This is a genomic window from Flavobacterium sp. FlaQc-28, from assembly GCF_044007415.1.
GTDB lineage: Bacteria > Bacteroidota > Bacteroidia > Flavobacteriales > Flavobacteriaceae > Flavobacterium.
Window position 1 is genome coordinate 163,003 of sequence record NZ_JBIPCM010000008.1, and the last position, 19,699, is coordinate 182,701.

The 19,699-nt window shown below is 32.9% G+C and carries 23 protein-coding genes and 1 riboswitch; of the genes, 5 read left to right on the top strand and 18 right to left on the bottom strand.

Annotation, left to right across the window (positions count from 1 at the left end; genetic code table 11):
• Nucleotides 1-21: 21 nt before the first annotated feature.
• Genes ACHRVL_RS18840 through ACHRVL_RS18855 form a run of 4 tightly spaced genes read right to left on the bottom strand, consistent with a single transcriptional unit; the run spans nt 22 to nt 2,062 of the window.
• Nucleotides 22-558, bottom strand: a complete 537-nt coding sequence (locus ACHRVL_RS18840) for a DUF4252 domain-containing protein (RefSeq protein WP_395414911.1) — start codon at nt 556-558, stop codon at nt 22-24.
• Nucleotides 559-560: 2 nt separating this feature from the next.
• On the bottom strand, nt 561-1,088 hold the full coding sequence (locus tag ACHRVL_RS18845) for a DUF4252 domain-containing protein (protein WP_089054171.1): 528 nt from the start codon (nt 1,086-1,088) through the stop codon (nt 561-563).
• 16 nt (nt 1,089-1,104) lie between these two features.
• Nucleotides 1,105-1,566 carry a hypothetical protein gene (locus ACHRVL_RS18850; protein ID WP_395414912.1) on the bottom strand — a complete coding sequence of 154 codons (462 nt, stop codon included), beginning with the start codon at nt 1,564-1,566 and terminating at the stop codon, nt 1,105-1,107.
• Complete coding sequence (locus tag ACHRVL_RS18855; protein ID WP_129023548.1) at nt 1,553-2,062, bottom strand: RNA polymerase sigma factor; 510 nt, start codon at nt 2,060-2,062, stop codon at nt 1,553-1,555. The genes ACHRVL_RS18850 and ACHRVL_RS18855 overlap by 14 nt, the downstream gene beginning before the upstream one ends.
• Before the next feature lie 158 nt (nt 2,063-2,220).
• Here ACHRVL_RS18855 and ACHRVL_RS18860 point away from each other — a divergent pair, with 158 nt between their 5' ends.
• Nucleotides 2,221-3,693, top strand: coding sequence for a S41 family peptidase (locus ACHRVL_RS18860; protein ID WP_395414913.1), 1,473 nt, complete (start codon nt 2,221-2,223; stop codon nt 3,691-3,693).
• Nucleotides 3,694-3,766: 73 nt separating this feature from the next.
• On the opposite strand, the gene ACHRVL_RS18865 is transcribed toward ACHRVL_RS18860, so the two are convergent.
• The 7 genes from ACHRVL_RS18865 to ACHRVL_RS18895 all read right to left on the bottom strand — a co-directional run bounded on the left by ACHRVL_RS18865 (nt 3,767) and on the right by ACHRVL_RS18895 (nt 11,062).
• Complete coding sequence (locus tag ACHRVL_RS18865; protein WP_395414914.1) at nt 3,767-4,810, bottom strand: YncE family protein; 1,044 nt, start codon at nt 4,808-4,810, stop codon at nt 3,767-3,769.
• A gap of 5 nt (nt 4,811-4,815) precedes the next feature.
• Nucleotides 4,816-6,669 carry a TonB-dependent receptor plug domain-containing protein gene (locus tag ACHRVL_RS18870; RefSeq protein ID WP_395414915.1) on the bottom strand — a complete coding sequence of 618 codons (1,854 nt, stop codon included), beginning with the start codon at nt 6,667-6,669 and terminating at the stop codon, nt 4,816-4,818.
• Nucleotides 6,670-6,696: 27 nt separating this feature from the next.
• Nucleotides 6,697-6,902: riboswitch (cobalamin riboswitch) on the bottom strand.
• 66 nt (nt 6,903-6,968) lie between these two features.
• Complete coding sequence (gene cobC / locus ACHRVL_RS18875) at nt 6,969-7,505, bottom strand: alpha-ribazole phosphatase (protein ID WP_395414916.1); 537 nt, start codon at nt 7,503-7,505, stop codon at nt 6,969-6,971.
• A complete protein-coding gene (locus tag ACHRVL_RS18880) occupies nt 7,490-8,281 on the bottom strand; it encodes an adenosylcobinamide-GDP ribazoletransferase (protein WP_395414917.1) in 792 nt (263 codons plus the stop codon). The genes cobC and ACHRVL_RS18880 overlap by 16 nt, the downstream gene beginning before the upstream one ends.
• Before the next feature lie 24 nt (nt 8,282-8,305).
• Nucleotides 8,306-9,985, bottom strand: coding sequence for a nicotinate-nucleotide--dimethylbenzimidazole phosphoribosyltransferase (cobT, locus tag ACHRVL_RS18885; protein ID WP_395414918.1), 1,680 nt, complete (start codon nt 9,983-9,985; stop codon nt 8,306-8,308).
• A 126-nt stretch (nt 9,986-10,111) separates the two neighbouring features.
• The gene (cobU, locus tag ACHRVL_RS18890; RefSeq protein WP_395414919.1) at nt 10,112-10,621 is read right to left on the bottom strand and encodes a bifunctional adenosylcobinamide kinase/adenosylcobinamide-phosphate guanylyltransferase; all 510 of its coding nucleotides are present in this window, start codon (nt 10,619-10,621) and stop codon (nt 10,112-10,114) included.
• A 78-nt stretch (nt 10,622-10,699) separates the two neighbouring features.
• Nucleotides 10,700-11,062, bottom strand: a complete 363-nt coding sequence (locus ACHRVL_RS18895) for a DUF5522 domain-containing protein (RefSeq protein WP_129056354.1) — start codon at nt 11,060-11,062, stop codon at nt 10,700-10,702.
• Between the two features lie 95 nt (nt 11,063-11,157).
• Here ACHRVL_RS18895 and ACHRVL_RS18900 point away from each other — a divergent pair, with 95 nt between their 5' ends.
• The 4 genes from ACHRVL_RS18900 (at nt 11,158) to ACHRVL_RS18915 (ending at nt 14,696) form a co-directional block, all read left to right on the top strand.
• Complete coding sequence (locus ACHRVL_RS18900) at nt 11,158-12,300, top strand: ABC transporter substrate-binding protein (protein WP_395414920.1); 1,143 nt, start codon at nt 11,158-11,160, stop codon at nt 12,298-12,300.
• Nucleotides 12,301-12,366: 66 nt separating this feature from the next.
• On the top strand, nt 12,367-13,335 hold the full coding sequence (locus ACHRVL_RS18905; RefSeq protein ID WP_395414921.1) for an iron chelate uptake ABC transporter family permease subunit: 969 nt from the start codon (nt 12,367-12,369) through the stop codon (nt 13,333-13,335).
• 75 nt (nt 13,336-13,410) lie between these two features.
• Complete coding sequence (locus ACHRVL_RS18910) at nt 13,411-13,824, top strand: GxxExxY protein (RefSeq protein WP_395414922.1); 414 nt, start codon at nt 13,411-13,413, stop codon at nt 13,822-13,824.
• Between the two features lie 95 nt (nt 13,825-13,919).
• On the top strand, nt 13,920-14,696 hold the full coding sequence (locus ACHRVL_RS18915) for an ABC transporter ATP-binding protein (protein WP_395414923.1): 777 nt from the start codon (nt 13,920-13,922) through the stop codon (nt 14,694-14,696).
• Here the strand turns inward: ACHRVL_RS18915 and ACHRVL_RS18920 are convergent.
• From ACHRVL_RS18920 to ACHRVL_RS18950, 7 genes are all read right to left on the bottom strand, one after another.
• Entirely contained in the window at nt 14,693-15,499 is an 807-nt protein-coding gene (locus ACHRVL_RS18920; protein ID WP_395414924.1) for a hypothetical protein, read from the bottom strand. The genes ACHRVL_RS18915 and ACHRVL_RS18920 overlap by 4 nt on opposite strands.
• 41 nt (nt 15,500-15,540) lie before the next feature.
• The gene (locus tag ACHRVL_RS18925; RefSeq protein WP_129056350.1) at nt 15,541-15,999 is read right to left on the bottom strand and encodes a tRNA (cytidine(34)-2'-O)-methyltransferase; all 459 of its coding nucleotides are present in this window, start codon (nt 15,997-15,999) and stop codon (nt 15,541-15,543) included.
• A gap of 22 nt (nt 16,000-16,021) precedes the next feature.
• Nucleotides 16,022-16,609, bottom strand: a complete 588-nt coding sequence (locus ACHRVL_RS18930) for a pseudouridine synthase (RefSeq protein WP_395414925.1) — start codon at nt 16,607-16,609, stop codon at nt 16,022-16,024.
• Nucleotides 16,610-16,663: 54 nt separating this feature from the next.
• Nucleotides 16,664-16,873, bottom strand: coding sequence for a hypothetical protein (locus ACHRVL_RS18935; RefSeq protein WP_395414926.1), 210 nt, complete (start codon nt 16,871-16,873; stop codon nt 16,664-16,666).
• Nucleotides 16,874-16,972: 99 nt separating this feature from the next.
• Nucleotides 16,973-17,500, bottom strand: a complete 528-nt coding sequence (locus ACHRVL_RS18940; RefSeq protein WP_395414927.1) for a MepB family protein — start codon at nt 17,498-17,500, stop codon at nt 16,973-16,975.
• A 40-nt stretch (nt 17,501-17,540) separates the two neighbouring features.
• On the bottom strand, nt 17,541-19,148 hold the full coding sequence (locus ACHRVL_RS18945; RefSeq protein ID WP_395414928.1) for a hypothetical protein: 1,608 nt from the start codon (nt 19,146-19,148) through the stop codon (nt 17,541-17,543).
• A complete protein-coding gene (locus ACHRVL_RS18950; protein ID WP_395414929.1) occupies nt 19,145-19,696 on the bottom strand; it encodes an RNA polymerase sigma factor in 552 nt (183 codons plus the stop codon). The genes ACHRVL_RS18945 and ACHRVL_RS18950 overlap by 4 nt, the downstream gene beginning before the upstream one ends.
• Between the last annotated feature and the right edge of the window lie 3 nt (nt 19,697-19,699).

Sequence of the window (19,699 nt, forward strand, 5' to 3'; positions counted from 1 at the left end):
AATTTAAGTAAGATGTATTTATTATTTAACCAGCTGCTGTAAAGGCTTTAACTGTTCCATGTCTATATTTGATTGTTTTAAAACAGTCATTAAAGTCATGATGTTATTTGGATTCATGTTTTTTCCTAAAACACGAACTACAGCAAAACCATTTTCTTTTCGGTTAGCAAAAACAACAAATTCTTCGATGTTTTCATCTGTGCCAACATAGCTTATAGAAGCGCCGTCTTTACCTGAGCCAAATGTCATTAACTGCTGATATTTTGGATCCTTTAAAATAGCTTTGACTTTTGCTCTTTCTGTTTCAAATTGAGCTTGATTTTTGTCATTTGCTTTAAAAGCTAGAATGTTCATCTTGTCAAATGACTTTAAAGCTTCATTTTGCTCGGCAGATAATTTCGTTTTTTCTAAATTTAAAATAGTAGGAGAAACATCAAGAGCAATAAAATCTTTATTGTCTGTATTTTGTACAAAATACTTTTGCAATGAAGGTTCAGAATTACAACTTACTAAAGTTAATAATACTAAAAGGGCTGAGGTAAAAACGTTTGTTTTCATGATTATTTTTTGCCTTTAGAGGCTTTTTTTAAGTCTGAACCGCCTGGAAGCTGCATTTTGTCTGTAAGTACTGAAATTTCGTTTAAATCAAAATTTCCAGTTAAAGAAAGTAAAACGGTTTCATCATTTTTTGCGCCGTCAACAAACATAAGTAATTCTCTAATTTGCGTATCGCTGGCACCTGATTTTACCATTATGCGTACATTTTTTCCGCTGTCGTTTACTCTCATAAGTTCTTCAAGACCTGCTGTTTTAATGTATTTATCAGCAGAAGCTTTCATGTCGGCCTCGATTTTAGGATTTTTTGTTGTAAACACTTTCAAATAATCTAATTTTTTAATCAGATTAATGTATTGCTGTGTTTCTTTGTCAGTAGCGTCAACTTTTACTTTGCTCATTAAATCGAACATTTTTTTGTTTACAATTACTGAAGTCACATCGTCTTGACCATCAAATTTGTCAAAGGCGCCTTGAGCATAAAATACATTTGTTACAAAGGCGAATACTAGTGTTATGATAAGATTTTTCATTTTTGATTGAATTTAATTACTGTTTAAAAATTTTGTTTTTTGATTGTTCGTATTCGTTAATGTATTGTACGCTTTCGATACCTACATTAACATTGTTTGATAATAGTGCCAAAGCTTTTTGAGTCGCTTTTAGCGCTTCTTCCGGATTATCATAGGTTCCTAATTCTGACTGTGCTGCAACTACTGGAGCTGCATTGTTTTCACTTACAAAAAAATAAGTTCCAATTCCGAATAAAACAACAGCCGAAGCAGCAATTGATAACCACGCTACATTTCGTTTCTTAGTTTGTAGTGGAATCTCTTGTGTCGATTTTTGTTGTTTTACCTGAGAGAAATAACCAAAAAGTGGTTTGTATTGCTCCAAATGCTGCGCAACATTTGATGATGAAAAGTATTCTTTTAACTGATTTTCTTCGGCAATAGTTGTCTCTCCCTCGAAGTATTTTTCTAATATATGTTCTATTTTATCTGATTCCATAACTGTGTGTGTTAATCATTTCTTCTCTAATTTTTTTTCTTGCTCTTGAAAGTGCTACCCGAATCGCCGTTTCATTCATGTTGACAATTTTTGCAATTTCTTCAAATTCATATTGTTCGACGTCTCGCAATTGAATTAGTATTTGCAATTGTTCAGGGAGTTGATTTACTATTTTTTCAACCCATTCTAAACTGTCTGAATCTTCCAGTTTTTTATCCAATTGCGGCTCACGATCGGTAAAATTATTATGAACAATTTTTAAATTTCCCGCTCTTTTTGATTTTAGCTGATCAAGACAATAATTTTTAGTCATTGTCATTGCTAACGCTTCAACATTATTGTAAGCACTTAAATCGTCTTTTTTATTCCATAATTTGACCAATACCTCCTGAGCAGCATCTTCTGCTTCTTCGGTGCTGGTAAGCAATCGTTTTGCCAGACGAAAAACTTTGTCTTTAAAAGGATTTACTAATTCTATAAACACATTCTGGTTCATAAATTAAAGGTTATTCGTTAGCTTATATAATCAAGACGAGACACAATTATTTTTGTTACAAAGACTTTGTATTTTTTTTATAAAAAAAGAATACTACTTAAAACTAAAGATAGTATTTTTACGTTAGTATTTCTATAATGATGCCGAAACCAAAATTTATGAAAACAATTCTAAGGTCAGCACTTCTCTTGTGTATGTTAGCATTTTCTTTGCAGTCTTGTGAAGATCAGGACGATGTTATGTCTCCATCTCATTTACAAGTTAATGATTTTGTATGGAGAGGACTGAATGAAGTTTATTTATGGCAGGCTGATGTGCCAAATTTAGCTGATGACCGTTTTGCCACAAAAGCAGACTTAGAGAATTATTTAGCAGGTTATTCAAGACCTGAAGATTTATTTCAGGATTTGCTGAATAAACCAATTAGCAAATACCCAAATGGTAATGCAATAGATCGTTTTAGCTGGATTGTTGATGATTATACTGTTTTAGAACAGGAACTTAATGGTATTTCAAAAAATAATGGTTTAGATTTTAAGCTTACTAGAATTGCTCAGGGATCGAATGATTTAGTTGGTTATGTTCGTTATGTTATTCCTAATTCTAACGCATCGACTAAAGATATTAAAAGAGGAGATTTATTTACGAGTATAAACGGAACAAAACTTACAATTTCAAATTATCAATCTTTATTAAATACTGATAATTATACTTTAGATCTTGCTGATTTTAATGGAACTGCATTTGTATTGAACGGAAAAACGGTTTCCTTATCTAAGACTACTTTAGAAGAAAATCCTATTCTTATTAATAAGGTGATTGAATCTGGAGAACACAAAATTGGATATTTAATGTATAATGGTTTTTATGCAGGGTATGATGCTAGGTTAAATCAAGCTTTTGGTGATTTAAAGGCAAAAGGAATTACTGATTTAGTTTTGGATTTAAGATATAACGGAGGTGGTTCTGTAAGATCGTCTACACGTTTAGCCAGCATGATTACTGGACAGTTTGAAGGGAAAATATTTTCGAAAAGACAATATAATTTTAAGTTGATGGCTGGAATGACAGCCGATGATTTAGAGCTGTTGAATGAAAGATTTGTTAAAAGCATCGATGGTGCAGCAATAAATAGTTTAAACTTGGCGAGAGTATTTATTATCACTACTGCAAACACAGCATCTGCAAGTGAATTGGTTATAAACGGACTAAAACCCTATATTGAAGTTATTCAAGTTGGTGAAATTACTACAGGTAAAAATGTGGGTTCGTTTACGGTTTATGATTCTCCAACTTTAACAAAGTCAAAGGTGAATCCAAATCATAGATACGCGATGCAGCCTTTGGTTTTTAAAATTGCAAATGCTGCTGATTTTGGCGATTATACACAAGGATTGCCTCCAACATATGAACAACGTGAGTCTTTTAAAACATATGGAGTTTTGGGAGAAAGCAGTGAACCGCTACTAAATCTGGCGATTTCTAAAATAACGGGAGCAACCGCCAAAAAAGTTCAAACGGAACAAGATGTAGTTTTGCCTGAAATCAGTAATTCTAAAAAAATAAATGGATTGCGAAATGAAATGTATTTAGAGAGTGTTCCAAAAGAATTTATGAGGACTTTAAAATAGAAGTAAAAAAAAATAGGCTTTCAGAGATGAAAGCCTATTTTTTTCCAAAAACTAATAACAAATTCTAAAAGAATTAATCATTAAAATAGAACCCATTTGGTGCAATACCAACTGTTAATTCTTTAAGTAAAGTTCCAGTCAAGTTGTAGATATATGCTTTACTGTCTACTTTATAATTACCGCTGTCTGCTAAGTAAACTTTACCGTCTTTAACTGCAAAACCGTATAAATTAGCAACCGAAGGAGCATTGAAAATTGGAGTTGAAGAAACTGCAGTTGCAGAAGTGTTTATAACATAAACTGAGCTTTTTACAGTATAATAAATTTTGTCGTCAGAAATATCTAAATATCCAGCTTTTTCTAAGCTTGCAGGAAATGGAAGTTTAGTAACAGATTTGTCTGCTAGTTTAACTTTTACAATTTCGCTGCTTGCTCCACCCCAAGGAGCTCTTAAGATGTACAGAATACCATCTTCTTCTTCAATTGAATCAGCGCTTGTTCCAATTATTATTGGAGCTTCTACAGTTTTAGTAGCAATATTAACAATCAAAAGTTTGTCGCTTGCATCTGGTTCTGTAATGTACAATTTGCCATTTTCAAGAATAAGTCTGTTTGCAGTGGCATTCAATTCAATTTTTGATTCTACCTTATTTGTTGCTAAATCAATTACAGCAACATAATCGTCAGTATCACCAGTAGCTGGGTTAATGTACGAATAAGTGTTTGCATTAGTAACATAAGCCTTTCCGTCTTTCACAACGCCATATCTTGGATTAGCAAGTCCGCTGTCGATTTTAGCGATCAATTTAAAAGTATATCTGTTTACCACATTTATAACATTTGAACCACCAGCAATGATGTAAGCTCTATCTCCGTTAAAGAAAATGTTTTGAGCATATTTTCCAAGTAAATCTGATCCGTTTGCTGCAGTGTAAGCATCTTTTGTAAAAAGGCTAAAATTATCACTAGAAAAAGAAACAGTTCCTTGTCCTGTACTTCCTTCATTTAAAATGAAAAATCCATTGTCGTATTCTCCTTTTGGCTGGTCGTCGTCATTAGAACAAGACACAAATAAGGAAACACTTAGTGCTATTAAAAGTAATTTGCTAAGTTTCATAAATATTAAAATTTTAGAGTTAAATACATGTTGAAATTTCGACCAGGCATAGGTCTGTCTTCAAGACTTTCATAATTTTCGTTGAAGATGTTTAATACTTGAACGCCAAGTTTGAAGGAGTCAAGAAATTTAAAATCATAATCGATTCCGATATTTGATAACGTATAATCTTTTATGATTTCGTCTGGATTGTTATCTGCTCTGGTATAAACAAATCCATTATATAAAAATTGATAATAAGCAGAGATTTTATTTCTCGAATAAGAAACGGAACCTGTAACTTTATTAAATGGAACAAAGAAAAGCTGTTTTTTGGTTTCTTCGTCTTTAGAAGCAGTGTAAGCATAAGAAGCATTTGCACCAAAAATATTTTTGCCATACTGTTTTTTCCAACTCAGCAGAGTTTCGGCACCATAACTATTAACCTTGTCTCTATTTTGAGGTGTCCAAATGCCGTTTGAACCTGGAACCCATTGCAGTAGATCTTTAATTTTGATGTAATAAAAAGTCTGTGTCAGCGAAATGTTTTTAAAAGTAAAAACGTTTCCAATTTCTGCCTGATAAGAGCTTTCTGGTTTTAAATCGGGATTTCCGCCTTCTTCCCAATATAAATCATTGAAAGTTGGGATTCTGAAGTTTCGAGATAAGTTTAGTTTTAATTGATATAATTTGCTAAACTGATAAGTAGAACCAAAATTGAATAAAATAGGAGATTTGTAATTGTCTGTAAATTCTTTTCGAATCCCAAATTCATTCTTCCAGTCAGTCGAGAAATCTTGTTTTATAAGTAAAGCAGCCGAACCAATTTCTCTAGTGTTATTTCCAAAACCGCTTCCGTAACCTTTTGTTCGGTTATAATCTATGATTCCATTTATCTGAGTCGACTTAAACAAAGTGTAACCTAAATCAGCTTTAGAAATAAAACTCTCCGTTTTTCCGTACGTATATTGATTTTTTGAATTATCAGCATAATACTGATAGTTTTCAAAAATATACGCTGTTTTGAAATTTGCAGTTAGTTTTCCAAAATTACCGTCGTATTCTAATAAGTTTCTATTGAAACCATTTACATACTTGCTTTTAGTTTCCGTTTCAGTAATTAAAGAAGTATTTCTATCTGTATTTGAAGTTTGAGTATATAATTTTAAGCTGTTTTTGGCATTAATTTTATATCCCACATTAGCATTCATTGTAATAACGTCGTATTGTCCGTTTTGATTCCAGCGCTGTTCGCCTCTCCAAGTATATCGATTTAAATATTTATAATCGTTTGTCGAGCTGTTTTTAGAAAAACCAATTTGAGCGCTCCATTTTTCGTTAGAAATATTAGTTTTATAATTGATTCCAATCGTGTTGAAGCTGCCATAATCCAGTCTTAAATTATTTTCAAAACGCTTATAAAAACTCATGTCATTGTTTAAATGCACCGTTCCTCCAATTGCGCCGCTGCCATAAATAACACTTCCTCCGCCTGCTTTTACGCTGACAGAATTATAATCAGAACCAGAAATGGTGTTGAAATCAGTACTTCCGTTCATTTGAGAATTAATGTTAATTCCGTTCCAGATTACTGCAGTCTGCGAAGAAGTAGTTCCTCGAAAAGAAACTGTAGAAAGCATTCCTCGGCCATATTCTTTAAAATAAAGAGTAGAATTAAAATTTAATAAATCAGTAAGTAAAGCTTCATTTTTACTTATGATGGAATCATTAAGTTTTAAAACCGATTGGGAGTTGGAGTATTTTTTTAGATTGGCATCAGAAACCAGAACCTCTTTCAAGTTATTAATAGAATCTTTTTGCGCCAAAATACTTTGACACAACAATAAGAAAAGGCAAGCAACACGTATTTTTAAAGTCATAATTTCTACACTCTTTTTCCCGAGAGCTCGATATTTTGTTATAAAGGCAGGTCTCCTGGCTTGCGTCTTGTTGTTTACCTTCCCATTCGCCGGGGCGAGCAGTGGTTTTGTAGTTTACAACAAGCATTCTTTTTAGAACAAAGCTTACAGTTGCGGGTACAGCTCAAGAATTTTTACTTGATTCCCTTTTAATGTGTTAGAATAAAAACACAACCTTAATTTGCTGCAAATATAAAGTTAAAAATAATGATAATTCAAATTTGTTTTAGTTTTCAGGATAAACTGCAAACAAAAGGACTTTATAATTCGATTTTTATAACCTCTCCAAAGTCGACTTTATTTTGAAAAGCGTCCTTTAACGGCAATGAAGTCAGGTGGCATAATATACTTCTAATTATACCAGCATGTGCCGTAATAACAATTGGAGAATTTATTTTTTTCGATGTAAGTGTGGCTATAAAATCTCCAACTCTTTCGTGTAATGCTGTAAATGACTCGCCATTTTGAGCTTTAACGTTTACAAAATCTTCCATCCAGGGATTTAGTTGCTCTGGCGGAATTTCATTCCATTTTTTCAATTCCCAATCGCCAAAATTCATTTCCATTAAACGCTCGTCTTCTTGATATGAAATGGCGTTTATTTTTGTTTGAATGTATTTTGCTAAAGTAACACAGCGTTTTAGCGGACTTGTAAAAATCAGAGCTTCTGAGGGTAATTGTGAAACAATTTTTTCGAATACTGTTTCAAAAGGTGCTGCAATATCTACATCAGATTGCCCGTAGCAGATTCCTTTCTCGCAGACCGTTTCAGTATGACGAACTAAATAAATTTCCATATCAAAAGAATGCTTAAGTAATAAACAACTTCACAAACTTGCTGCGTTGCACCAAGACAGTCTCCTGTATAACCGTCTATCCATTTTTGGAAATATCTCGCAAGGAAATAACGCATAATAAAAATAGGAATTAAAGCAAGCAGAAATTTAAAGTTGAAATAGGAGAGTATCAATAAAGGAATCAATCCGAAGAAAAAAGACCCGAAAATTTCTTTCCAGCTATGATTCTTAGCAATAGGTTTGCTTTTACTTGAAGCATCGTCTCGAGAATATTCATGCGTGAAAATAATGCTGATGGCAGCCAAACGACTTACAGAATGAGCGGAAATAAATAATAGAAAAACTAATAAATAAGAATTGCTGTTTGTAAAAAGTGAAATTGATTCTGTCAGTAATTTAAATTTTGCTAGAAAAAGTAAAACTAAGCCAATTGCGCCATAAGCTCCAATTGCGCTGTCTTTCATAATCATGAGTATTTTCTCTTTAGTCCATCCTCCGCCAAATCCATCGCAGACATCAGCAAATCCATCTTCGTGAAAAGCTCCAGTTGTTAATACAGAAGCTATGATGGCAAAAATAACTGCTGTTTCTGTTGATAGGAAAAGAGAAAAGATATAGAAAGCAGTAAATGAAATTGTTCCTACAATCCAACCGATAAATGGAAAATATCGTGTTGCTTTATTTAAGTAATCTGGATCATGATTGATATTTTTTGGACAAGGAATTCTCGTGTAGAACATTAAACAGGTAAAGAAAATATGCAGTTCTTTTTTCATTTAAGATAAATTTTTAATTGGAGCTTACTTGCGGCTAACCCCAGCACTTTCAAAACTAGCCATTTCATTTAAAAATGTTTCCGCCGATTTTAAAATCGGAAAAGCAACTGCGCAGCCGGTTCCTTCGCCCAAGCGCAAATCTAGATTTAAAATAGGTTTTGCATTAAGGTAATTTAGTAATTTTATGTGTGCTTTTTCGGCAGAGCAGTGGCAGAAAACAGCATTGTGTTTGATGTTAGGGTTTATTTTTGAAGCAATCAAAAAAGCCGTACTGCAAATAAAACCATCAACTAGAATAAGCATTTTGTTTTCGTATGCTCCGAGCATTCCACCGGCAATTTGTAAAATTTCAAAACCGCCAAAATAAGCCAATTGCTGTTTTAAATCGGCTTGACCCGAATAATTTTGAATGGCGCTTTTGAGCAAGTTTTGCTTTTGAATTAGCTTTTCGTTTTCGACACCAGTTCCTTTTCCAACGCAATCTTCAATAGGTAAATTAGTTAAAAGACTCATTAATACTGATGCTGTTGAAGTATTTCCAATTCCCATTTCACCAAAACCAATACAATTTGAACCTGTTTTGGCAACCGTATCAACAATCGATTTTCCTTTTTCAAAACACAATTCCAATTCGGTTTCACTCATCGCTGGAACATGAAGAAAAGATTGAGTTCCTTTTGCAATTTTAGCATTTATCAATTTCGCATTTGTAGGAAAATCATAGTTTACACCTGAATCTACAATAGACAAATCAATATTATTTTGACTGCAGAAAACATTGATTGCGGCTCCACCTTCAAGAAAATTGGTAACCATTTGGCGAGTAACATCTTGCGGATAAGCGCTGACACCATGATTCGCAATACCATGATCAGCTGCAAAAACCACTATAGCAGGATTTGTTATTTTTGGATTTAAGGTTTCATAAACAGTTGCCATTTGAAAAGCTAAGGTTTCTAAAGTTCCTAAAGCGCCAATAGGTTTTGTTTTTGAATCTATTTTATCTTGAAGGAGTGCGCTGAAATCCGTGTTAATCTCAGTGTCATTTTGTTGTTTTAAATCTAAATCAAGAAAATTAGTTTTCTGTATTTTATCGATTTCAGTACAAAGTGGAGTTTCAGATTTTTGTTTCCAATGTAATTGCTGTAACATTGGCTGATTGTTATAATTTGTTGCTGGTTTGCCGATACAGAAATACCCAAGCGGTTCTATATTCTCTGGTAAATCAAGTATTTTTTTAAATTGATAATAATTGATAATTGAGACCCAGCCCATTCCATAACCTTGTTCAGTAAGCGATAGCCAAATGTTTTGAGCTGCACAAACAGAGCTGAATTTTACAGCTTCGTTACTTCCAATTGTTCCAATCGTAAATTGATTAAGAACAGAACGATCATAAGCAATAATAAGTCCTAGAGGAGCTTCTTCAATTGCTTCTAGTTTTAAGGATCTGTAGAGTTCTTTTTGCTCTGGATTATCGGTTAGTTCTTCGGCTTTTTTGTTATAATCTAAAAAAAGTTCTTTTACTGCGGTTTTAACTTCTTTAGATTTAATGATATAATATCTTGTCGCATCAGTCAGCCCAACAGAAGGCGCCCAATGTCCAGCTTGCAAAGCTTTCTGAATTACTTCATCAGGGACTTCATCTGTCGTAAAATGCCTTGTGTCACGACGTGACTTTAAAATATCATCTAAATAGCTCATTTTTTTATTCCAATTTTTAAACTCCAAATTCCAATGCAATTGAAATTTGAATATGTAAGTAAAGGTAGGGCATAGTGTTGGAATTTGGAATTTTAATTTTGGAATTTCCTCTTAAAGATTAGAATTTTATCCTTTGATTTTGACAGGAATCCCAGAAACCATTAAAACAACTTCATCAGCTTTAGATGCTAAAAATTGATTCATCCAACCTTGTAGTTCAGTAAATTTTCGTCCAATTTCAGTTGCGGCATGAACACCCATTCCGATTTCGTTAGTCACAATAATAAGTACTGTATTTTCTTGTTCAGCTAACAAGAGAAACTCTTTTTTAGCTTCTTCTAAACTTAAATGGACATCGTTTTTATGATCTATAAAAAAGTTAGTCAGCCAAAGTGTTACGCAGTCGATTAGAGCAACTTTGCCTGAAAAATCAATTTTACTTAAGTTTTTTTCTTCTTCAATATTAGTCCATCGTTCGTCACGATCTTTTTGATGGCGGTCTATTCGATTTTGAAAATCGGTATCCCATTTTCGAGCTGTTGCCACATAAATTGGATTGTCTGTAAGTTGTAAAGCCAGAGATTGGGCATATCCGCTTTTTCCTGAGCGTTCGCCGCCGGTTATCAAGTAAATCATTTTATGTTAGTTAGGAGTTATGAGTTGTGAGTTATGAGTTATGGTTACAAGTTATTAGCAATTCATAATTCAAAACTTTTAATAAGGGCAATGTCTGCAGTCGTTTCCGCAACAGCTTCCTCTTTTGAGATGAAACCAAGACTTGAAAACATAATTGCCGTTTTCAATATAATAATCGATGCCTTCAATTAAGTTTTCTGTTTTAGGAAGGGTTGCAGCTTTATTTTTAAGTGCTTTTTCGGGAGTCAGTGTTTCTATGTAAGCGTCGATTTTGTCTTCGCAAGCTTCTTTAAAACAAACTGGGCATAAACAATCGCCTCCTTCAGAAAGGTTAAAAATAGGCGGAAAATCATTGCACCAGCATTTGTTTTCAACCGAAATATCTCCACAGCTGAATTGAGTTTCACAGCTCGAGCAAACTTTTGTTTTTGTGGTATTCATAGTGTAAAGATACAGTTTGTTGAATTTTGTAGGAATAAAAATAAACAAAAAAAATAGAAAATGGTTTACCTTTGTCCCTATCCAAAACGTAAAACATGAAATATTTATTCCCTAAGTTAATTTTTATTTTCTCTTTTTTTATTCTAACAGGATGTAAGAAGACTGAAACAGTTGAGGTTGCAAAATCTGAAAGTGCAAAAAACAGTATTGAGTTTGCTTCAGGTCTTTCGATTGTTAAATATGATGGATATTCGGTTGTTACCGTTATGGAACCGTGGCCTAATGCCAATAAAAATTTCAAATACATTTTAAAAGAAAAAGACGCAAAGGTTCCAGATAGTTTGGCAACTTACACAACTATAAAAGTGCCTTTAGAGTCCATTGTGGTTACTTCAACTACTAATGTGCCGTTTTTAGAAATGCTTGAAGTCGAAAATAAACTGGTTGGTTTTCCACATACAGATTATGTTTCATCAGAAAAAACAAGAGTTTTAATCGATAAAGGTTCAGTAAAAAATGTAGGTCAGAATGAAAAATTAAATATTGAACAGTTAATCGAATTAGCACCAGATTTGATCGTAACGTTTGGAGTAGACAACAATAATCCGATGTTGGATAATTTAAAGAAAAGCGGTCTAAATGTTTTTATTCAAGCAGATTGGATGGAACAGTCTCCACTTGGAAAAGCAGAATGGATTAAGTTGTACGGAGCTTTGTTTGGTAAAGAAGAAAAAGCCAAAGAATTATTTGATAAAATTGTTGAGAGCTATAATCAAGCAAAAAAGCTAGTGGCTGATAAACCTGCATCTGCAACAGTTTTGTACGGTTCGATGTACGAGGATGTTTGGTATGTTGCCAAAGGAAACAGCTGGGTTGCTCAGTTTATGAAAGACGCTCATGCCAATTATTTATGGTCAGATTTAAAAGGAACCGGAAGTGAAGGGTTGTCTTTTGAGAAAATATTAGTAAAAGCCAAAACGGCTGATTTTTGGATAGCTTCAGGATCTTTTAAAAGTTTAGATGAAATAGCAAAAACAAATCCGCATTATGGCCAGTTTGATGCTTTTAAAAATAAAAATGTGTATACATTCGAAGGTAAATTTGGAGCAACAGGAGGTACTGTTTATTATGAATTGGCTCCGAGCCGTCCAGATTTAGTCTTAAAAGACTATATCAAAATTTTTCATCCTGATTTATTGCCAAGTTACGAGTTTACTTTTGCATCTAAATTAAACTAAGATCAATTGATAAATAAAACGCGAAATATAACTCTGTTTTCCATACTTGGTTTAACACTTTTGTTTATGTTTTTCCTTGACATTAGTTTAGGATCTGTTACAATTCCTTTTAAAGAAGTCTGCAGCAGTTTAACAGGAGGACAGGCAAGTAAATCAACTTGGGAATATATTATTATTAATTACCGTCTGCCAAAAGCAATTACAGCTATTTTGGTTGGAGTAGGTTTGTCTATAAGCGGTTTGCTGATGCAGACATTATTTCGGAATCCGTTAGCAGGTCCTGATGTATTAGGGTTGAGTTCTGGAGCAATTTTGGCAGTCGCAATTGTGATTTTAGGTGCTGGTATATTACCGTCTTTTTTAAGCTCAGTTTTGTTATCTCCGTATGGAATTGTACTGGCATCTACTTTAGGAAGTATTTCAGTCTTGCTTTTAGTTTTATTAGTTGCACAAAGATTGCGAAATACAATGGCGATTTTAATTGTTGGACTTATGTTTGCCAGTTTTACAAGTGCCATTGTTGGGGTTTTAACTTATTTTAGTTCAGCTGAACAATTGCAGAAGTTTACCTTTTGGTCTTTAGGAAGTCTAGGAAATCTTTCTTGGACATCGATCGTTATTCTGGCGGTTTGTATAAGTTTTGGTTTGCTCTTAAGTGCAGGCAGCATTAAGCCATTAAATGCCTTGCTTTTAGGAGAGAATTATGCTAAAAGTATGGGTTTAAATTATAAGAGAGCACGATTAGTAATTATTCTGGCAACAAGTATTTTAGCAGGAAGTGTTACTGCTTTTGCAGGGCCTATTGCCTTTATAGGTTTGGCTGTTCCGCATATTGCAAAACTGACCTTTCAAACCAGTAATCATACTGTTTTATATTGGAGTACGTTTTTTTTTGGCGGCATAATTATGTTGTTCTGCGATATGGCATCGCAGATGCCGGGATTAGATGTAACATTGCCGATTAATGCAATTACATCAATTATTGGTGCGCCGGTTGTAATTTGGCTGCTAATGCGAAAAAGAAATTTTCAGTAAAAACCTACAATATTAATCCGTACATTAGTTTTTTAAACACATAGAAACATAGTTTTTATTTCAATTAAAAAAATAATGATGACGCAAAAATATTTAGATGAGTTAACTTATGAAGTTTTAGGAGCTTCGATTGAAGTTCACAAAATTATTGGAAAAGGATTGCTTGAAAATGTTTATCATCAATGTCTGAAAGAAGAACTTTCACAAAGAAAATTAGATTTTTTCACAGAGATGAAAGTTCCAATATTATATAAAGGGAAAGAGTTAACTACAGATTTCAGATGTGATTTATTTGTTGAAAATTGTTTGGTAGTAGAATTGAAAACTGTTTCTGAGATAAATTCAATACATCAAGCACAACTTTTAACTTACATGAAACTTTTAAAAGCACCAAAGGGAATTATAATTAATTTTAATTGTTTTAATATTTTTAAGGAAGGCCAAAAAACATTTGTAAATGAGTATTTTAGATTACTTCCCCAATATTAGGGCTGTGGCTATGTTTAATTTACGAGTAAATTTTAAATGCCTTTTTTATTAAACAAAGAGACCTATGTTTCTATGTGTTTAAAAAATGTATAGTAATGACAAGTATTCTAAAGACGTCAAATTTAACCATTGGATATAAAGCCAAGAAGGCAGCTGTGACTATTGCTGAAAATTTAAATTTGAATCTAACTTCTGGGAAACTCATTTCGTTGATTGGTGCAAACGGAATTGGGAAATCGACTTTGCTGCGAACTATTACAGGAATTCAGCAGCCTTTGTCGGGAACTGTTTTTTTGAATGATAAAAATATCAATACCTATAAACCTTTGGACTTAGCTCAAAATCTAAGTTTGGTTTTAACTGAAAAACTGCCGCCAAGTAATCTCACAGTTTTTGAATTGGTTGCATTAGGACGTCAGCCGTATACCAATTGGGTTGATTCTTTAACTCAAACTGATATTGAAAAGGTTCAAGAAGCAATGGCGTTGACACAAATCGAGCATTTGGCTCAAAAAAAACATTTTGAAATAAGCGACGGTCAATTGCAAAAAGTTTTAATTGCCAGAGCTTTGGCGCAAGATACGGCACTAATTATTTTAGATGAACCTACAACACACCTTGATTTATTGCACAAAGTTTCGTTATTTAAATTGCTGAAAAAACTAACTCAAGAAACTCAAAAATGCATTTTATTCTCTACTCACGATATTGATTTAGCAATTCAATTAAGTGACGAAATGATTATTATGACTCCGGAAAGTGTTGTTCAGGATGAACCATGTAATTTGATTTCAAACGGAAATTTTGCCACTTTGTTCAAAGATGAACATATTGTTTTTGATGCCGAAAAAGGAAAGTTTGTGATTACTTAGTTACTATTTTCAAATCTTACTCGATATACATGAAGTAATTTTTCCAGATCATCAAATTTTATTGTTAATTCATCAATTTCAATCAGTTCATTGTTGAAAGCAAGATAATTCGTTGATCTTTTTCCACTGCTTTGAGTAAATACTCTGTCATTAGATATTCTATTCCAGGAAACGATTTTTTCATCTTTCAATTTGATTCCTTTGTCATTAATTATGATTTGAGGTTCATTGTCTCTAAGTTTTTTAATTTGATCGTACGCTAGATACAATCCGAAGGCTAAAATAAGTAAACCAAAATATTCTTGTTGCAAACCAAAATATATTCCAATAAAAATCATCCCCAAGCTTACAAGTAGTAGAAATATTAGAGTAGTTTTGGAATAAAAAATAATCGTTTCTTTTGGAACGGAAATATCATCTTTGAAAACGTCTTTTTCTAAGAATTTGGATTCTAATTGCTTTAATTTTTGTTCTTGATCATAATTTTTGAATTCTGTTTTTTCAAACCAGCTTCCACTTTCCCAAATCAATTTTTCTTCAACGGCTTTTCTTTGTAGTGTATGAACATTTCGAACATTTTCAAAAGCCCAAATTTTCCATTTGTTGACAAAATAGCTCCAAACTAACCATCCAGATATGAAACCAGAAATGATTCCTATGGGAACAATCCACCCATCAAAAATTTTTACATAAAAAAGAAAAATGCTACCTGCAATAAAAGTAAAAATTACAATCATTGGAAGATGTTTTAATCTCCATCTGCCTTTACTTAAAGCTTCTTCTATAGTTACTTTTTCTTTCATATGCCTAAGATTAAACAATAAAGAGCTTTTAAATTAAACGATTAAACTTTTTTAACTCCAATCTGTCTCTTCGCTTCACCAACTACAAAAGCAACAGAATTAGCAATATTAAAGCTGCGAATTAGTTTTGACATTGGAATCGTTAAATGATTTTCGAAACGAGCCAAAACTTCTTTGCTTAATCCAACACTTTCTTTGCCAAAAACCAGCCAATCTCCATCTTGAAAATCTGTTTCTAAATACGATTTATCAGCATGAGAACTCATCAAAAAAACACGCGATTGATCTGGAATCTGCTTGATCCATTCCTCTATATTTTGATATTCAGTAACATCAAGATGAACCCAATAATCCAACCCAGAACGTTTTAGATTTTTATCGTTTATTACAAATCCGAAAGGATGAATTAAGTGCAGTCGGCTTTCAGTCCCAACACACAATCTTCCAATATTTCCAGTGTTATTTGGTATTTCTGGTTCTACAAGAACTACGTTTAGCATTATCGTTTATTTGTTTATTCGGTTAATCGTTAATTTGAGAATTATCTAATTTAAAATCAGAAACCTCAAGAACTTCTCCAGCTTTTAAGTTTTGCAAATATACATTTCCTATTCTAACGCGAATTAAACGTAAAGTCGGAAATCCAACAGCGGCAGTCATTTTTCTAACTTGGCGAAATTTCCCTTCATTCACCGTAATTGATGCCCAAGAAGTTGGTCCGTGGCGTTCGTCTCGGATTTTTTTTGCTCGGGGTCCAAAATCAGGTATTTCACTTACTATAAAAGCAGAGCAAGGTTTCGTTTTGTATTTTCCACCTTCAAAACCTATTTCTACACCTTTTTGTAATTGTTCGATCGCTTCGGGCGTGATAATACCGTCGACTTGAACATAATATTCTTTGTCGACTTTTTTACTTCTTATCTGCTCGCTTACTTTCCCATCTGTTGTTAGCAGCAATAAACCTTCAGAATCTTCGTCAAGTCTTCCAATTGCCATAGTTCCGTCTGGAAAATTATGCAGTTCGCCTAAAAGTTTTTTCTTTCTTTTCAGTTCATAGATAAATTGACTTAAATAACCATAAGGCTTAAAAAGAATGAAGTGTCGATGCATGTTTTATTTTTTTGCAAAGATAGCTTTGTTTTTACAAGTAATTCGAGTTTATCCTTACTCCTTGTTCCTGTTTTTCATTTTACTCAGCCATAAGTAAACAGACCAAATTACCGTAATGCCAAATAAGAGAATTAAAGGAATGTAGTAATTGCTGAAAAAATCATGAAAATAAGTACCTATTAAAATGTATGCCGAGGCAATGCAAAGTTTCAAGACTATAAAGTCAGCATTTGACCAGCTGGTTTTGATTTTGAAAAAGTTCATTTAGTTTCTTTTAAATTAATAGATTAGAAACAGCATTTTATTGCTTATTGTCTAAAGTTATAAAAAAAAGACTTTAAGAACTCGAAACAAGGTTAAGCCTTATTGTATAAAAAGCTTTTTAAAAGTGTCTAAATCAGCATTTGGACTTATTTCATAGAAATATTTCAATTGCCATTGCTGTGTTTTTTGGGCTTGTTTACTGGTAGTTTCGTCCCAAGGCGGGTAAACTCTTGTTGCTCTGATTCCTTCTTTAGTTTCAGTAGTAAATATTCCTTTTTTAAGCAGAACATCTTTAGGGAAAACAAATTGTCCTAAAAGATTTTCTTTTTGAACGCTTACGATTACAAAATCAATAGAATCAGAATAATCAAAAGGTTCAATTACGCCAGATTTATTACGCTTCCATAAGGTTACAAACTGACCAGTTTTGGTCGGGGTAATTTTGGCGGATCTAAATTTAATAGGTCGATTATCGATTTTAAAATCGAAAGCTTCATAATCTTGACTCTCGGTTTCTGGCTGAAGTTCAGAAAAGGTAAAGCCGCAGATATCATAAACTAATTCTTTGGCAATACTTAAATTTTTAGAGAGAAAAACAGAATCTTCCAGTTTCTTATTTAAAGACATTAATTTCTTTTTTGTGTGAAATTACAACAAAGTAAAGCAATTAAAAAGAAACATTAAGTCCGAAATTTAATCCCCATTGAAACTGATTGAAAGACTGACTGTTTAATGGATTTACATAATAATTCACAGCCGGCTCAACAAAAACATTTGTTTTTTTGTAAACACGATATTGAATTGTACTGCTCAAAGTAGAACCATATACATAATCGTTTGCATTTACATTTTCCCCCATAGAACTTCCATCAATAGAAACACTATTTGAGATCAATTTACCAACAAATCCACCTGTATTTAAATTAATACTTGCTTTGTTTTTACTGAAAACAGAATAAGAAACTTCTAACGGCATTTCGACATAGCGTAGATTTTGATCTAAATTTCCAGTTTGTATATTCTCACTTTTCATAGCCTCTTTTGTACTGTTTGAAACTAGTACATAACTTGCATCACTCGCAATATGAGGAGCTGATGCATTTTGAGCAAAATAGTCGCTTGCGCTAAAAAACGCATTGTTTTTGGCACTTAAATAAGAAACATTTGCAACACTCTGACCAAGCTCATTAATTTTAACTCCAGAAGCGACTGCCCATTTTTTATTGATTTTATATTGCGTTTTTACTCCGTACGAATTACTTTGTTTAGAGTCGTTTACGTTTCCTAAAGTTTTATTGTTTTTATAGTTTTCAGAGCTGCCCACGCCTGCAAAAAGCTGAAGCGCCCATTTGTCTTGTTTCGAGAGTAGTTTGTCCTCTTTTTCTTTTTTGGTTTCAGTTGCAGCGATACCTTTTTCTAAATTTTGAAGCTCTCTAAGTTGTAGAGAATCTTTTTTAGTCAAGCTGTTTGTAGTATTCGAATTGTTTTTCGAATTGTCAATTTGGCTGCTTGCAATTGATCTGTTTTCTTGAATTGCTTTATCTGTTTTTTGCTTGTATTCAGCAGTGTTTACAGCAGTTCCAGAAAGACTAAGAGCTGTTTTACTTTGCTTTTTTGAAGCTGAATTTCCTTCGAAAATTGAACTGGCGAGAGCTTTATTTAAACCAGTATTGAATTGATTTCTTTTACCCGAAGTAAAGGTTTTTTCAGCCAGAATCTTATCTGCTTTTCTTTTTTCAATATCTGATATTTGATTTTTTGAAGACGCGTTAAAGCTGTTTGCTTTTGCAGGAACATAATTTTCCTGAACAGCAACATTGTTTAACGTATTTTTTGAAGCATTTGTTTTTGGTGCTGCCTCATTTTTACCGTATTTAGATTCTGAATTTACAGCTGGATTTACAATTTCCTGATTTTGTTTTGATTGATTTTGTTCGTTTTCTGATGATGAAATTTGATTGTTTATTGATTTGTCCTCTGTACCGTTTTCTTTATCGTTGGTGTTTTTATTGCCTTTTGGCTCAAGTACAACTTTATTGTTTTCTAAAGCATCATTATCGATAGTTTTGATTCCAGAGTTAGAAGTAAAATTCAAAACAGAAGGGAGCAATAAGCCTAATAATAAGCATGCCGCCGCCGACCACCAAAGAATTACTTTTTTCTTCTTTTTAGGTTTGTCAAGTTTTTCTTCAATTTGTCCCCACAATTCAGGAGGCGGAACACTAGAAAAGTCTTCCATTGATGAAAAAATATCTTCTATATCCTGCTTTTTCATGCTATTTTAAAATTTTTTATGCTCAGTATTCTTTTTTGCAAAATGTGCTTTGCCCGGTTTAAATTTGATTTTGATGTACCTTCAGAAATATTTAGTAAGTCGGCAATTTCTCTATGTTTTAGTTTCTCAAAGACATAGAGATTAAAAACTGTTCGATATTGATCTGGTAAATCTCTAATATATTCCAGCAGTTTCTCTTGTTCTATTGGTTGAATGTCTAAATCCTCTTCTTCGACAAAATCGGTGTCAGGATCAAAAACATCTAGAAAGAAACTCTCTTTTTTCTTTTTGTTTAAAGTCTCGATCAGCTTATTGATAAAAATTCGTTTCAGCCAGCCTTCGAAACTTCCTTCAAATTTATATTGACCGATTTTTTGAAAAACAATGACAAATGCTTCCTGAAAAACATCTTTTGCGTCATCTTCATTTTTCATATATTTAAGACATATACCATATAAAACAGGAGAGAACAACTGATAAATTTTCAGTTGTGCCTCTCTGTCATTTTTAATACATTTCTTAATATATTTTTCTAAATCGTCTTTCAAAAA